The organism is Pseudomonas sp. CDFA 610 (assembly GCF_021147865.1).
Classification (GTDB): domain Bacteria; phylum Pseudomonadota; class Gammaproteobacteria; order Pseudomonadales; family Pseudomonadaceae; genus Aquipseudomonas; species Aquipseudomonas alliivorans.
Map to the genome: position 1 here is coordinate 173979 of NZ_JAGTPM010000008.1, position 15589 is coordinate 189567.

General features: G+C 59.8%; 14 protein-coding genes and 1 pseudogene. 3 read left to right on the forward strand and 12 right to left on the reverse strand.

Annotated features, from left to right (window positions below; all coding sequences use genetic code 11):
- The first annotated feature begins 29 nt into the window (after positions 1-29).
- Positions 30-944: a DMT family transporter gene (locus tag KDX39_RS16540; RefSeq protein ID WP_231661094.1), complete on the forward strand. Its 915-nt coding sequence runs from the start codon at positions 30-32 to the stop codon at positions 942-944.
- Positions 940-2484, forward strand: a pseudogene (gene ilvA, locus KDX39_RS16545) (threonine ammonia-lyase, biosynthetic); the annotation flags it as partial. The gene KDX39_RS16540 and the pseudogene ilvA, both read left to right, overlap by 5 nt.
- Before the next feature lie 316 nt (positions 2485-2800).
- Here the strand turns inward: ilvA and KDX39_RS16550 are convergent.
- From KDX39_RS16550 to atzF, 10 genes are read right to left on the reverse strand one after another with little or no spacing between them, the layout of a single operon-like run.
- Complete coding sequence (locus KDX39_RS16550; protein WP_099226830.1) at positions 2801-3487, reverse strand: GntR family transcriptional regulator; 687 nt, start codon at positions 3485-3487, stop codon at positions 2801-2803.
- 5 nt (positions 3488-3492) lie between these two features.
- Positions 3493-3879, reverse strand: a complete 387-nt coding sequence (gene hpxZ / locus KDX39_RS16555; protein ID WP_231661095.1) for an oxalurate catabolism protein HpxZ — start codon at positions 3877-3879, stop codon at positions 3493-3495.
- Positions 3879-4556: a cysteine hydrolase family protein gene (locus tag KDX39_RS16560; protein WP_231661096.1), complete on the reverse strand. Its 678-nt coding sequence runs from the start codon at positions 4554-4556 to the stop codon at positions 3879-3881. The genes hpxZ and KDX39_RS16560 overlap by 1 nt, the downstream gene beginning before the upstream one ends.
- Entirely contained in the window at positions 4553-6088 is a 1536-nt protein-coding gene (locus tag KDX39_RS16565; protein WP_231661097.1) for an ABC transporter ATP-binding protein, read from the reverse strand. Before KDX39_RS16565 ends, KDX39_RS16560 begins: the two co-directional genes overlap by 4 nt.
- A 2-nt stretch (positions 6089-6090) precedes the next feature.
- Positions 6091-6777: a biuret amidohydrolase gene (gene biuH, locus KDX39_RS16570; protein ID WP_099226721.1), complete on the reverse strand. Its 687-nt coding sequence runs from the start codon at positions 6775-6777 to the stop codon at positions 6091-6093.
- Positions 6774-7799, reverse strand: coding sequence for a formamidase (locus KDX39_RS16575; RefSeq protein ID WP_231661098.1), 1026 nt, complete (start codon positions 7797-7799; stop codon positions 6774-6776). Before KDX39_RS16575 ends, biuH begins: the two co-directional genes overlap by 4 nt.
- A 24-nt stretch (positions 7800-7823) precedes the next feature.
- Positions 7824-8744: an ABC transporter permease gene (locus tag KDX39_RS16580; RefSeq protein ID WP_099226723.1), complete on the reverse strand. Its 921-nt coding sequence runs from the start codon at positions 8742-8744 to the stop codon at positions 7824-7826.
- Positions 8737-9846: an ABC transporter permease gene (locus KDX39_RS16585; protein WP_099226724.1), complete on the reverse strand. Its 1110-nt coding sequence runs from the start codon at positions 9844-9846 to the stop codon at positions 8737-8739. The genes KDX39_RS16580 and KDX39_RS16585 overlap by 8 nt, the downstream gene beginning before the upstream one ends.
- Positions 9847-9856: 10 nt before the next feature.
- Positions 9857-10966: a BMP family ABC transporter substrate-binding protein gene (locus KDX39_RS16590; protein ID WP_231661099.1), complete on the reverse strand. Its 1110-nt coding sequence runs from the start codon at positions 10964-10966 to the stop codon at positions 9857-9859.
- A 15-nt stretch (positions 10967-10981) separates the two neighbouring features.
- Positions 10982-12790, reverse strand: coding sequence for an allophanate hydrolase (gene atzF, locus KDX39_RS16595; RefSeq protein ID WP_231661100.1), 1809 nt, complete (start codon positions 12788-12790; stop codon positions 10982-10984).
- Between atzF and KDX39_RS16600 the strand changes: the two genes are divergently transcribed.
- Positions 12789-13013: a hypothetical protein gene (locus KDX39_RS16600; RefSeq protein ID WP_231661101.1), complete on the forward strand. Its 225-nt coding sequence runs from the start codon at positions 12789-12791 to the stop codon at positions 13011-13013. The two genes, atzF and KDX39_RS16600, sit on opposite strands and share 2 nt — an antisense overlap.
- Positions 13014-13244: 231 nt before the next feature.
- Here the strand turns inward: KDX39_RS16600 and KDX39_RS16605 are convergent, their stop codons facing one another.
- Positions 13245-14141 carry a GDP-mannose 4,6-dehydratase gene (locus tag KDX39_RS16605; RefSeq protein ID WP_231661102.1) on the reverse strand — a complete coding sequence of 299 codons (897 nt, stop codon included), beginning with the start codon at positions 14139-14141 and terminating at the stop codon, positions 13245-13247.
- Entirely contained in the window at positions 14141-15172 is a 1032-nt protein-coding gene (gene gmd, locus KDX39_RS16610; protein WP_099226728.1) for a GDP-mannose 4,6-dehydratase, read from the reverse strand. Before gmd ends, KDX39_RS16605 begins: the two co-directional genes overlap by 1 nt.
- Between the last annotated feature and the right edge of the window lie 417 nt (positions 15173-15589).

Genomic DNA, 15589 nt, shown 5'->3' on the forward strand with positions numbered 1-15589 from the left:
GGGTTCGTTACTCTAAAAAGGTGATTGTTGTGAATACTGTGCCAGACGAAAAACAAGGGCGCATGGCCATGATCCTGGCCATGATCATTTCAGGGACCATCGGTTTTTTTGTGGTGTCCTCTGAACAGAGCCCGTTCAATGTAGTATTTTTTCGGTGCGTGATTGGCGGTGCCGGGTTATTGCTGTATTGCCTGTTCAAAGGTTATTACAGCGGCATAAAGCTTACGTCCCGGCAGGTACTGTTTCTGGTGGTAGGCGCGTTGACCTTGATCTTTAACTGGGTCTTCCTTTTTACGGCCTATCGCCTGACGTCCATTGGCATCACAACAATCATCTACCATCTTCAGCCGTTTTTCCTGTTGTTCAGCAGCCTGCTGTTCATGAAAGAGTCTCTCAAACGATCCAACCTCGCCTGGCTGATACTTGCCTTCCTCGGGCTCGTCATCGTCGTCAAGCCAGACCAGGCAGCAATGGATGATCGCTTTCTTCTGGGCTGCCTCAGCGCGCTTGCGGCGGCGATACTGTATGCGATCACGACGTTGATGACGCGGCAGATTTCCAACGTCCTGCGCCCCGAAGTGATTGCCAGTTCACACATGGTCATCGGGTCGCTTGTTTTCCTCTTCCTCGCTGATTTTTCTGCGCTTCCCTCCACGGCGGTTCATTGGGGGGCCATTGTGACGCTGGGTCTGTTTCATACGACTTTTATGTACTTGCTGCTTTACACGGCCTTCAAGAAGGCCGCGACTGCAAGTCTGGCCATCTTCGGTTTCCTGTATCCGCTGGTCGCGCTCATTGTGGATTACTTCGCGTTCGATCATGTCATCAGCGTGTGGCAAGCGTTGGGCGCCGTGCTCATCCTGGCCTCAGGCCTGGCTTATAACTACGGAATTTCCATTCCCTTCGTGGAAAGGAAGAGCGCCGTGGGCAAGGTCCCAAATTAAGCACGCCCTTGAACATGGAGAGGCTTCTATGCTGGAAAGTTATGTAAAAAAAATCCATGGGTCCAGAATTTATGAGGTGGCCGTCAAAACCCCATTGCAAGAGGCTCCTCAGTTATCGAGTCGCTTGAACAACCGGGTTCTGCTGAAGCGCGAAGACCTTCAGCCGGTCTATTCATTCAAACTGCGCGGTGCTTATCACAAACTCACACAACTGACCGATGCGCAGCGTGGGCTGGGTGTGATCACTGCTTCGGCGGGCAACCATGCACAAGGTCTGGCCTTGGCTGCGAAGATTCTGGGCTGCTCCGCAACCATTGTGATGCCCGTCACCACACCTGAAATCAAGATTGAGGGTGTCCGTTCCAGAGGCGCGAACGTTGTCCTGCAGGGGGATTCGTTTCCTGAAGCATTGGCCCACGCCCTCTCGTTGTGTGAAGAACACGGTTTCACCTTCGTTCACCCTTACGACGATCCTGATGTGATTGTCGGGCAGGGCACTGTAGCGATGGAAATTCTGCGCCAGCACCCCGATTCGATCGACGCTATTTTTGTACCTGTAGGAGGGGGTGGCCTGATCGCCGGCATCGCGGCCTATATCAAGTATATGCGCCCGGAAATTCTGGTCATTGGCGTAGAGCCTGAAGACTCCAACTGCCTGCAGCAGGCGTTGCAGGCAGGCCAACGCGTCATACTGCCTCAGGTCGGACTGTTTGCTGATGGCGTGGCAGTCAGTCAGATTGGTGCCCATACGTTTGATGTCTGTAGAACATCCGTCGATGACGTTATCACTGTCAGCTCGGATGAGATTTGCGCAGCAATCAAAGATATTTTCGAAGACACACGGTCCATCCCGGAGCCTGCTGGTGCATTAGGGCTTGCTGGCATGAAAAAGTACATCAGCAAGAGACGCCTCTCAGGCAAGACCCTCATTGCCATAAATTCGGGGGCCAACATTAACTTTGATCGTTTGCGTCACGTTGCCGAACGTGCGGATATAGGCAAAGAGAGAGAAGCTGTTTTCGCGGTCACGCTACCTGAGAGGGCGGGAAGTCTCTGGTCCTTGTGCGAGACCCTGCGGGATCGACAGATCACAGAGTTTGGCTACCGGTGTCAAAACGGTCCTGAAGCTCAGGTGTTTCTGGGGGTACAGACACGTCCCGAACACGCACCTCGTTCAGAGCTTATCCAGTCGCTCAAAGCGTGCGGACTGAGGGTGACCGATCTGACTCATAATGAACTGGCGAAATCACATGTGCGCCATATGATGGGAGGTCGTGCCACCCATCCGTTCAACGAAGTTCTTTTTCGTTTTGAGTTCCCCGAGCGTCCCGGGGCACTGGTCCGCTTTCTGGAGAAGATAGGAACCCAGTGGAGCATTTCGATGTTTCATTATCGAAACCATGGTGCAGCAGAGGCACATGTGATTGTGGGCATGCATGTACCTGTTGAGGACAAGCCGCGACTGCTCGATGTGCTGGATACAGTCGGCTATCCGTACCGGGATGAGACCGACAACGTGGCCTACACCCTTTTTCTGGGACAGACAACGGTATTGACTCCTCTACAGCAGAGGATGCCTGTGGTCACAACGCGAAAGTATCCTGCGATGAAGGTGGGTGAGCATTGCGGTGAGGTGACGCTGGTGTGAGCGAACGCAACGCTTGGGTTTCGTTGTGGGTCAGCACGTTCTACACCGTTTACCACTCACGCATCCGTGGGTTATACAGCCGATAACGATGACGCCGCCCCAGGTTCACGCATCTGTTCGATGGATGCATGAGCGGTCGCGTGTCATCGCTTTGGGTTAATCCTGTTTTGATGCTGTGATAAACGCGTTCATACCCTGCAAGCTCATCTCACGCCTCATGCTGACGCCGCGCGTCGCTCAGCATCGAGATCGTCAGCTTGCGAACTTCCAGCTTGCTGATCTCCACATGGGAGCGCAGCAGCAACAGTGCTTCATCACGTTTGCGGGCTTGAAGAGCGTTGAGGATGGCGGCGTGTTCGAGGTAGGTGTGTTCGATGCGGGCGCTCTTGAAGAAATCCAGGCGTCTGACGATGCGGATGCGTTCGGTGACTTCGTGGTGCACGCGGGCCATTTCCTGATTGCCTGACGCGGCCACCAGTTGGGTGTGAAACTGCTCGTCGAGGTCGGCGACCACTTGCATGTCTGTGTGCCATTGGCTTTTGTCCACCAGCCAGTGTCCACGCAGGATGTTGAGTTCCGGATGAACCTCGGCAGAGGCACAGATGCGTTCCACGGCCGCGCATTCCAGCACGATGCGCAAATCGTAGAGCTGGTCGATCTGGGTGAAGTCCAGCGGTTTGACCGACCAGCCCCGGCGGAACTCGACTTCCAGATAGCCTTCGCGCTGCAAGCGGTAGAGTGCGTCGCGGACCGGCGTGCGAGACACCTGATAACGGTCGGCCAACTGGTTTTCAGTAAAGCGGTCGTAGGGAAGCAAATAGAAATCGAAGATTTCCTGTTTCAGCCGACGGTAGACGTCTTCGGCGAGTGCGTTGGTGGAGTGGGGCGCGTTCACGGCGGTCATTCCAGCGTGCTCAGGTCGATGCTGACATGCGCGGCCACAACTTTCCACGCGCCCTCGAAGCGGGCCCAGGTTTGCATCTGGCGTCCCAGCCGTTGAGTGACGCCATCGTGAAATTCGGTGCTGACCGTCGCGAAGTCTTCGCCGAAGGTGCTGACGACCGTGCGCACCAATTGCCGTCCGGGACCGACGGGCTGGCAGTGACGTCGATACAGTGCGATGGCTTCGGCGCCGTGCAGGTTTTCCGCCACGCCGTAACGCACAGTGTGTTCGGAATTCCAGAAGTAGTCGTCCAGGGTTGTCAGCTCATTGGCCAGCAACGCGCGTTCGTAATCGATGAACGCATCGGTGACGGCGGTCACCACATGAGGCAGGTTGATTTCCATCAGGCTGTACTCCTTGTCTGTATTGCCTGCTCCAGGGCCGACAACGACGTCACTCGACCGACAATGCCGCCCTGAGCGGTGATCATGTCGAGCGTCGCTTGCTTGAAGGCGGGAAAGTAACTCTCGGTGGCGTCTTCGATCAACAGGCAGCGGTAACCGCGATCATTGGCTTCGCGCATGCTGCTTTGCACGCAAACCTCCGTGGTCACACCGGCGAAGATCAGGTGAGTGATGCCCGCAGTGCTCAGTTTTCCATGCAGTCCCGTGCCGAAAAACATTCCCTTGCCGGGTTTGTCGATGACCCATTCGCCGGCAATCGGAGCCAGCGCGTCGATGATCTGATTGCCCGGCTGGCCACGCACCAGAATCCGCCCCATCGACCCTGCATCGCCAATGCGCAGGCCCGGCAAGCCATGTTCGAGTTTGGAGGGCGGGCAGTCGGCGAGGTCTTCGGCATGGGATTCTCGGGTGTGGATTACGGTCATGTCGTGGGCGCGTGCCAGCGCCAATAACTGTTGAACCGTCGGAACGATGGCCTGCAGCGGCAGCACGTCGTTACCCAGCGCTGCGCCGAAACCGCCGGGTTCGAGAAAGTCGCGCTGCATGTCGATGATCACCAGCGCGGTGCTGGCGGGTTCGAAGGCAAAGCGGGTCGGATGGGCGCTGACGTCGATCATGCGGACGCCTTCTGCGGATGTTCAGCGCCCGCCATGTGCTTGCCCAGTAGGGTACGGTCGGCAGTGTTCGAGAGCGTTTCGAAGACCAACTCGCCGTCGTGTATCACAGCGATACGGTCTGCCAGGGTCAATAGCTCGTCGAGGTCTTCGCTCAACAGCAGCACGGCAGCACCGCTGTTGCGAGCATCGATCAGGCGTTGATGGATCAGCGCTACGGACGAGAAATCCAGACCGAACACCGGGTTGGCAACGATCAGCACCGCAATGTCCGAGGTCAGTTCGCGGGCCAGCACGGCCCGTTGCACGTTGCCGCCGGACAGGGTGCCGATCGGCCGGTCCGGGTCGTTCGGCGTGACCTGAAACCGTTCGATCAGACCGCGAGCCTGAGCGGCGACCGCGCGCCGGTCGATGCGCCAGCCCTGACGGCACAGCGGCGGGCGGTCGAAATTGCGCAAGGCCAGATTGTCGGCAACGCTGAGCCCGCCTATGCAGGCATTGCGCAGCGGCTCTTCCGGCAGGCTGAACACGCGCAGGCGCTGCATCTGTTCGCGGCTGGCGTGGTAAGGCTGACCATCGATCAGCACGCGGCCGGCGCTGAACGGCCGCTGGCCCAACAGCGCTTCGGTCAGTTCGCGCTGTCCGTTGCCGGAGATACCGGCAATGCCAAGGATTTCTCCGGGCCGCACCGAGAGGCTCAGATTCCTGACTGCCAGCGTGCCTTTGTCGCCCGGTACATCAAGCTGCTCGACCTGCAATTGTGGCGCATGTTCAGGCACCGGCGGTCGATCACTGCTGACACTGTTGGTTTGCGCGTGGCCCATCATCCACGTGGCCATTTGTTGAGTCGTGGTATCGGCGACTGCGCTGCTCGCCACCCAGCGACCCTTGCGCAATACCGTGACATCGTCGGCGTAGGTGCTCACCTCGCGAAACTTATGGGTGATCATCAGCACCGTCAGTTCGCCACGGTGCGCCATCTGCTGCATGAGGCCCAATACCTCGTCGGCCTCCTGAGGCGTGAGCACCGAGGTCGGTTCGTCGAGAATCACCAACCGACGTTCCAGATACAGCTGCTTGAGAATCTCCAGCTTCTGCTTTTCACCGGCAGCCAGACTGCTGACCGGTCGTTGAATGTCGAGGCGAAACGGCATGCCTTCCATGAAGGCTTGCAGGCGCTCGTGCTCGGCGCTCCAGTCGATGCGCCACGGAAGGTTGCCACGGGACAGCACCAGATTTTCTGCCACGCTCAGGCCCGGCGCGACGGTGAAATGCTGATACACCATACCGATCTGCAACTGGTGCGAGTCGCGTGGGGTGCGGATCTCGTGCTCGCGGTTGTTGATCAGAATGCTGCCCGACTGCAACGGGCCGTAGCCGATGATGCCTTTGACCAGCGTGCTTTTGCCGGCGCCGTTTTCGCCCAGCAGCGCATGGACGGTTCCGGCCCGCACTTTGAGTGACACGTCATCCAGCGCACGAAACGCGCCGAAGCTTTTGCTGACACCGATGGTTTCCAGGCTCAGGGCGCGCATGTTCACGCTCCCAGTACATCGCGAAGCATCGATGAATGCCCGACGGCACCGAACACGCCGCCCTGCATCTTGATCATGCTCAGGGCCGCAGCGTGGTTGGCCGGGTCGGTCGCGCCGCAGCAGTCCTCGAGCAGGATGCATTCGAAGCCGCGATCATTGGCGTCACGCAGGGTGGTGTGCACGCACACGTCCGTCGTGATGCCCGTGAGGATCAGGTTTTCGATGCCCCGGGTTCGCAGCACCAGCTCAAGATCGGTGGCGTAGAAAGAACCCTTGCCCGGCTTGTCGATCACGATCTCGCCGGGCAGCGGGGCGAGTTCATCGATCAGTTCCCAGCCGGGTTCGCCCCTTATCAGAATCTTGCCGCACGGGCCGGGATCGCCGATGCCTGCACCGATACGCTGCGAACGCCAGCGCTTGTTGGCGGGCAGGTCGCTGAGGTCCGGGCGATGGCCTTCGCGGGTATGAATGATGGTGAAGCCCAGCGGACGCATCAGCGCAAGCAGTCCCTTGATCGGCTCGATGGGCGCCCGGGTCAGTGCCAGGTCGTAGCCCATGCTGTCGACATACCCGCCGACGCCGCAGAAGTCGGTCTGCATATCGATCACGATCAGCGCCGTGTTGCGTGCGTTGAGCTGGCCGTTCCACGGCCACGGATAAGGCTCGGAAGCGAGGTAGCGTTCGCTCATCGTGATGATTCCTTCCACGTCGTCGGGGTGGGTTTGAACGTACGACGGGGCGTATCGAAGCCGCAGGTTTGGCCATCGGTGTGTACCACATCGGCCTCCCACGGCAGGCGATACTGCCCGGCCGCCAGATCGTGCATGTAGGTGTAAGGGCAGTCCTGTGCGCCGCCTTTGACGGCGACATAACCGCGGTGGCCGAACTGATAGATATTGTTCTCCACGCCCCAGTTGATCCGCGCTTCACGGACCAGATCGGGGCGCAGTTCGCAGCAGACGATTTCATCGGCGCGTCCGCCGCCCTCGGCCATGATCGTGCCGTCGAAATCGACGAACATCGCTTCGCCCATCGAATCGAAGGTGCCGTCGGAGCCGCACATGCAGACGCTGGCGGTCTGCATCAGGTTGGTGAAGGCGTTGCTCTGGTTGGTGATCTTCCACGAATGGCGAATCGGCGCTGTGTAGCCTGCGGTGCGCAGCATGATGTCCGCGCCTTTGTAGGCGCACTCGCGGGCCATCTCGGGAAACATGCCGTCGTGGCAGATGATCAGCGCCAGCTTGCTGCCGCGTGGACCGTCGCACACCGGTATGCCCAGATCGCCGGGCTCCCAGGGCTCGACCGGCACCCACGGGTGCAGCTTGCGGTAGTACAGCTGAATCTCGCCCATGTCATCGACGATCAGACCGCTGTTGAATGGGTTGCCGTGGGGGTTGGCTTCCATGATCGAGAAACAGCCCCAGATGCGGTGATCGCGGCAAGCCTGACGCAGCGCCGCGACTTCGGGACCGTCCAGGCTGCACATGATGTCCGGTGCCGTGCTCATGGACAGACCGTGCAGCGAATACTCGGGAAACACGATCAGGTCCATGCCGGGGTTGCTGCGCCTTGCCTTGGCGACCATCGACACCACTTTTTCGGTTTGCGCCCACAATGCTTCGCGGGTGTGCGGGTCGGGAAGCGCCAGTTGCGCCAGACCGATCACCACGCCGTTGGGCGATTTGTTCAAGCCACCAAGACCACTGGCCATGTCATGCCTCCTCTGGAAATGCGTTCATCGGGTCATGCTCAATTCGCCGGGCGCGCCGTTCAGGGTGCGGCCACGTCGGCAGGTCGCGTACATCACGCCGAGGGTCAGCGCGTAGGGCGCGGCCGCGAACAGGTAGTAGCCACTGCTGATGCCCACCGCCTGCAACGCCGGGCCAATCGCACCGGCTGCGCCGAACAGCAGCGATGCCCACAGACACGCGAGCGGCCGCCAGCGGGCGAAAATCACCAGCGCCACGGCCATCAGGCCCTGACCGCTGGACAGACCTTCGTTCCAGCTGCCGGGGTAATACAAGGACAGGTACGCACCGCCGATGCCCGCCAGTGCGCCGCCGATGGCCGTGGCGACAATGCGTACCCGGATCGGCCGATAGCCCAGCGCCTGAGCGGTTTCAGCGTGATCACCCACCAGTCTCAGCGTCAGGCCCCAGCGCGTGCTGCGCAGCCCCCAGTGCAACGCAAAGGCCAGCGCCACACCGATGAAAAACAGCACGTTGATGTTCAATGCCGAGCGCAGACGTTCTTCATCGCTCCACGTACCCAGCGCCAGTGATGGCAGCATGGGCGCCTGCGGCTGAATGAACGCCTTGCCGAGAAAGAACGCCAGACCGGTGCCGAGCAGGATCAGCGCAATGCCGAACGCAATGTCGTTGACCCGTGGCAATGAGCAGGCGATGCCGTGCAACAGCCCCAGCAGCAGGCCGACTCCGGCGGCTGCCCCCACGCCCAGCCAGGCCGAGCCCGTCAGACACGCAGCGGCATAGCCCGACATGGCCCCGGCCACCAGAATGCCTTCCAGCCCCAGATTGATGCGGCCACTTTTTTCCGTCAGGCATTCGCCCAGGCTGACAAAAAGGAACGGCGTACCGACGCGGATCGATCCAGCCAGCAGGGCTAATAAAAAAGTGCTCAGGTCGATATCAGCCACGTTGCAGTGCTCCTTTTTCGAGGGTGACCTGCGGCGGCGCGAGCCTCATCTTCCAGGCCGCCAGACGCCCGCTCAGGGCTTCCCAGAGCAACAGATTGGTGAACAGCAACCCTTCGAGAATCAGCGTGGTGGCATCCGGCAGTCCGAGACGACGCTGCAACAGGCCACCGCTGGCCTCCAGACCGCCCAGCAGAATCGCGCAGAAAATGATCGCCAGGGGATGATGGCGGGCGGCGAACGCGACCAGAATGCCGCTGGTGCCATACCCCGCGATCATCGCAACGTTGGCGCTGCCTTGTACCGCCGTGACTTCAAACATGCCTGCCAGACCGGCTGCCGCACCGCCAAGCAGGCAGCTCAGCAGAATCAGTCGATCCACCGGCAAGCCGATCATCAATGCCGTACGCACGTTGCCGCCGACGACCCCGAGGGCAAAACCCTTGATGCTGTGGCGCACCAACACGTAGGCGAGCAGACAGGCAGTCACACCGGCCACAAGTCCCCAGTGCACTTCGAAACTGTCGCTGATGGTGCCGACCAGATAGGCGTCATCCAGCGGCGGCGTGGACGGCTTGTTCAGGCTTGCCGGATCGCGCAACGGTCCTTCGACCATTTGCCTGAACAGCGCCAGCGCGATGTACGACAGCAACAGGCTGCTGATGGTCTCATTGACGCCCCGGTGCTGGCGCATCCAGCCACTCAGGCCGATCCACAGTGCACCGGTCAGCATCGCGACGATACCCATGCAGCCGAGCATCAGCCAGGGTGCCACCGGCGGCAGCCATAGCGGTGTGACCGCCGCTGCCAGCCCGCCGAGCACCAAGGCACCTTCGCCGCCAATAATGATCAGTCCGGCTCGGGCCGGCAGCGCTACGCAAAGCGCGGTCAGCATCAGTGGTGCGGCGCGCTGCAAGGTGTTCTCCAGTGCAAACCAGGAGCCGAACGCGCCTTCCCCGACCAGATGCAGGGCCTGCCACGCCGGCTTGCCCTGAACCGCGAGGAACAGCAGAAACAGCACGCACGACGACAGCACCGCCAACAGCGTCGGCAGGCCCGGCAGCAGCGCTACGGCAAGACGCCGCAGAGTTCGCGAGACCAACATCGGACGTTCCTCAGATCTGGCCAACAACGCCTTCCACCAGATAATTCATGCTTTCCAGCACGATATCGTTCTGTGCCTGAGCCACGCCGTCTGCGATCACCACTTTGCCTTTATTGTCCTTGAGGGGGCCTTTGAAAATCACGAAGCTGCCCGCCATCATCTGTGCCTTGATCGCGTCGGCGTTCTGTCTGGCTTCGGCACTCACGGCTGGCCCGTAGGCCGAGGTCTTGACGAAACCGTCCCGCAAACCGCCGCGCAGGAAATTGATCATTGGCGCGCCATTCTGGATAGCGGCGACATGAGCTTTGTAGGGCGTTTCCCAGTTCCATTCGGCGCCGGTCAGATAGCCTTTGGGGGCGAGCGCTGCCTGGCTGGCGTGGTAACCGCAGGTCATGGCACCGCGTTTTTCGGCCGTTTCGACAATGACCTTGGGACCGTCGACATGGCAGGTGAGCACATCGCAACCCTGATCGATCAGGCTGTTGGCGGCTTCCGCTTCTTTGATCGGCAACGACCAGTCACCGGTGAAAATCACGGTGGTAACGATGCTCGGGTCCACCGAGCGTGCGCCCATGGCAAACGCGTTCAGGTTACGCAGCACCTGCGGCACCGGCTTGGCAGCGACGAAACCTAGCTTTTTCGACTTGCTCATGTGCCCGGCCACCACGCCGTTCAGGTATTGGGCTTCGTCGATGTAGCCGAAGAAACTGCCTGCGTTCATCGGGTCGCTACCGGCTTTCCACAATCCGCCACAGTGGGCGAAACGCACGTCCGGGTATTTCTTCGCCACCTTGACCACGTGCGGGTCGAAGTAACCGAAAGAGGTCGGAAAGATCAGCGTTGCGCCGTCCTGGCGGATCATCGCTTCCATGGTCTTCTGCACGGCCACGGTTTCCGGAACGTTTTCTTCTTCGATCACTTTGACGTTGGGCAGCGTCTTGATGATGGCGGCCGCCTGCGCGTGGGCCTGGTTATAACCAAAGTCATCGCGGGCGCCCACGTAAATGAAACCCACCACCAGCGGAGCGTCGGCTGCGTAGACCCGACTGAACGGCAGCGCCGCGCTGAGACCGATAATGCCCGCCAGTTTGATGAAACTGCGACGATCGACATTCGACATTGGTGCTACCCCTGATCAATGAGTCTTGGAAGACGTGGTGTTCGCAGCGCGGTAGGCGCGCCAGCCTTTGAATTCGGTGATGTCCTGCGCGTCCGCAAGTCCGCCGGGTTCGCAGATGAAGCCCTTGACCCATTGGCCGTTGGCCAACTGCAACGAGCCGATGCCCAGTGGTGCGGGGATGGCGGCGACGAAGGCTCCGAACTGGCTGAGCGGCATTTCCCAGACCTCGACTTCGATGTTCGCGCCTTGCTCAGGCACACGAACCAGTCCGGGTTTGGCAGGTGTGGTGTTCGCCAGCGCGTAGAGTCGATAGTCCGCACTGGTCGTGGTGAGACTGCGCAGACGAGCGCCGCCTTCAAGCAATTGCCCGTTGAGCGGTTGGCCCTGAAGATGAGCGCCGACCACGGCAACCTGAACGGTTGGGACGTTGAAGGGCAGGGGAGCCAGCGCCACGCTGTCGCGCTGATCGCTCGCACCGAAGTGGGCCTGCCAGCCTGCCGCGATCTCGGCAAGACGCTGGTCAGCGCCTGCCGGGCCGATCAGCGTAATTCCTGCAGGAAGGCCGTCGTCACGACGATGCGTCGGAATGGCCAGCGCACTCATGTTCATCAGGTTGACGAAGTTGGTGTAATAACCCAATTGCGAGTTGAGCTCGACCGGATCGGCCAGCACGGCCTCGATGGTCGGCATGCAGGGTGCGGTCGGCACGACCAGCACATCAACCTCGGCCAGCAGCGCTTCAGCCGCGCGAGTCAGCTCGGCCAGGCGATAACGCGCCTTGAAACTGTCCACCGCGTCGAACTGATCGGCACTTTGCAGAATGCTGCGCACCACGGGATGAATGTCCGTCGCATGCGTCTCGAAAAATTCACCGACCGCCGCGCGTCGTTCGGCGACCCATGGACCCTGATAGAGCAGCGCGGCGGCCTCGGCGAAGACATCGAATGCGACGCGGGTCAGCGTGACCTGCGGATCGCTCTCGAGTGCTTTCAACGCCTTGTCAAATGCAGTTGCTGCCTGGGCATCGCCGAAGAACTCACAGTGCTGCGGCACCGCGACCCGCCGCGCCCGACGCAGTACCGGCAACGCCTGCACTGCGACACTGGCCGAATCCAGCGCATCGAAATCAGCCATCACCTGCGCGACCTGCCAGGCTTGCGCTACGTCGTTGGCAAAGATCGACGGACAATCCAGCGTCCTGCAGGCTGGAACGACACCGCGACTGCTGAACAGCCCGAGGCTCGGTTTGAGTCCGACGACCCCGTTGAAGCCCGCAGGCACTCGGCCCGACCCGGCCGTGTCCGTGCCCAAAGCAAAGCACACATGACCCCGTGCCACGGCCACGGCAGAACCCGAGCTCGACCCCCCGCTGACGTATGCCGGATCACAGGCATTGCGTACCGCGCCATAAGGTGACCGAACCCCCACCAGCCCGGTGGCGAATTGATCCAGATTGGTCTTGCCGATCAACACCGCGCCGCTGTCCAGCAGCCGCTGCACCACATGTGCGGTGGCCTGAGCCTGATAAGCAAACTCGGGACAGGCCGCCGTGGTGGGCAAACCCGCAACATCGAAATTGTCCTTCACCGCGAAAGGAATGCCGAACAGCGGCAGCCTTGCGTACAGCGCATCGCCCAGTTCTTGCGCCAGAGCACCGAGCGTCTGTGCTCTTTCGAGCAAACGAGAAAGCGGCTCGCGGTGAATCCAGACTTCCGGACGGGCGTCTGCGTCGATCTGCGTGTACAGATCCTGAAGGAAGGTCGCCAGTGAGGTCTGGCCAGTGCTTAGTGACGTCTGAATGGCAACGATATCGAGAGCAGTCATGGGCGTGTTCATTCATGTATACAAGATTGAATGTGCCAGAGCAGGATTCGTGCCGGGGGATCAGGAACACGGTTTTAGAGGCGTTGAGATCAACATGCCGCTGATGGTTTTGCGCTTGGGCGCGCCATTGTCGAGCGCAACGGCAAGAGTTGCACGAAAACGGAACATGCTTCTGACGTCTGGGGAGTCGATTCCCGCGCACGCGATCATCTTGAAATTCTGATTGCTATAACAGGAGGCAACGCTTATGCGCAGGGCAGCTTCACGACTTGTATTTGCAATCATTTTGACCGGCTGTGGGAAGCCAAGGCTGGATAGAAGCTCGAACGAAGCGCTGCAAATCGGTAAAACCCGCGACTGCGTGTTTCACCGGGCCTGACTGACAGCGTCAGCGCGGCCCGTTTCGAACAGGTCCAGTGGACGTGTACAACCGGCCTGTTCAGACAATCGATCATCAGCGGGCAGACAACATCCATTCCAGGGTTTCGCGCAGGGGCGGCGTGCTCCATCCCGGCACTGATCGTTTGAGCCGGACGTTGCACCCACACAACGTCTTCACTTCATTGTCGCGAACGAAATCAGGGTTCACGCGAACCTCGATCTCATGCCCGGTAATGTCCTGGCACATCTCGATCACCTCACGCAGCGAGTGCGTCACGCCCGAGCACACGTTGAGGGTCTTGCCCAGAGGTCGGGCTTCGAGCAAACCCCTATAGGCGCTGGTAACGGCGCGTACATCGCTGAAATCTCGCCATACGTCCAGGTTGCCCAGTTCGATGGTGCTCTCCCTTCTTGTGAAGTGGGACACGATCTTGGGCAGCAGGAAGTTTTCGGCCTGCCCGACCCCGGTGTAGTTGAACGGGCGCGTGATCACCAGCGGCAGCCGGCCGTGCCAGAGGCTTGCCATGTACTCCATGGCAAGCTTGCTCACGGCATAGTCGTTGGCGGGAGCGGGAATCGTCGTTTCATCCAGCATGCCGGAGGACGCATTGCCGTAGACGTTGGCACTGCTGGCAAGCAGGACGCACTCGGGCGTTTTTCCGCTGGCGTCGATGGCCTCCAGCAGGTTGCGTGTACCGATCAGATTCACCTGATAGAACGCTTCCGGTGAGCCGTGACCCACGAAGGCCAGCGCGGCGAGGTGGACGACGATATCCGGCTGGATCCTGGTAAACAGTGCAGTCAGGCCGTTCACATCCAGCAGATCGACCTGATGGTAGTTATCGTTGTCCGACGGCTGGCTGCCCATGCCGACGACCTCGCAACCCTGGGCCGCGAGTTCGGTGGCCATGAAGCTTCCCGTGAAACCGTGGATGCCCGTTATCAATGCGCGTTTACCGGCGATGCTCATCAGAAGGAAAAACCTTTTTCGTTTCGACGGAGATCCGCTTCAACCATCATGCGGCACAGTTCCTCAAGGTTGGTCTTCGGTTCCCAACCCAGTACTTCACGGGCTTTGGCAGGATTACCGATCAACAGTTCCACTTCAGTAGGCCGGTAGAACTTCGGATTGACCGAGACCAGAACCTTGCCGGTGGCCGCATCGATACCGCGCTCGGATTCAGCCTCGCCTTCCCACTGAACAGTGACGCCTGTGGCCTTGAACGCCATGCTCACGAAACTGCGGACAGTCTCGGTACGGTTGGTGGCCAGTACAAAGCTGTCCGGCGTGTCAGCCTGCAGCATCCGCCACATGCCTTCGACGTACTCCTTGGCAAACCCCCAGTCGCGCTTGGCATCCATGTTGCCCAGTTCGAAGGCGTCCATGAGGCCCATCTTTATCTTGGCGACCGAGTCGGTGATCTTGCGCGTCACGAATTCGCGGCCGCGCAGAGGTGATTCGTGGTTGAACAGGATGCCGCTGGCGCCAAAGATGCCGTAGGACTCACGGTAATTGATCGTCATCCAGTGCGCATAGAGCTTGGCGACGCCGTAGGGGCTGCGTGGATAGAACGGTGTGCTTTCAACCTGAGGAATGGACTGAACCTTACCGAACATCTCGGACGTCGAGGCTTGATAAAAGCGGATTTTCGGATTGACGATCCGGATTGCCTCCAGCAGGTTGACCGCGCCGATACCGGTTATCTGGGCGGTTGTCAGAGGCTGTTCGAATGACACGCCAACAAAACTCTGCGCTGCGAGATTGTAGATCTCGGTGGCCTCGGTGTTTTGCAGCAAGCGGATACTGGCGGACAGGTCGGTCAGGTCGTACTCGACCAGATGCAGATTGGCATCGTGCTGAATCCCGAGTTCCTCGATGCGCCAGAAATTGACAGAGCTGGTCCGGCGATAAGTGCCGTAAACGGTATAGCCTTTCTCAAGGAGCAATTGCGCCAGATAAGCGCCGTCCTGACCCGTAATGCCGGTAATGATTGCTTTCATATGAGGTGTTTGACTCCAGCAAGGAACGTGTATCCCGACGCTTTTCGAGGTTGCCTGCGCTTCAAGCGAGGGGAAGTTTCAGGGGTGGAAGGCTTGGATACAACGCGCCTAGCCCGGTGGCCATCATGACCATGCGGGTAGAGGTTAGCCCGAGTCGTGAAATTTTGCCGGGATCCGAAGCAGCTTCGCATTTCAGACAAAGTGGACTAATCCCGTCTACGCTTGTGCCGATAACGTCGTACAACCCACACGAACGGTGCAGTCATGTTCAATACTCGCTTGAAAAAGGAATTACAGGCACAGCAGGCCGAGTTGTCCGTCTATCGGCAGATGCAGAAGGGTATCGACGCACGCATGGTGGGACTGAGCATCGATGCCAGCAACTGTATCGCTCACGCCAACGATAACTTCCTCAAA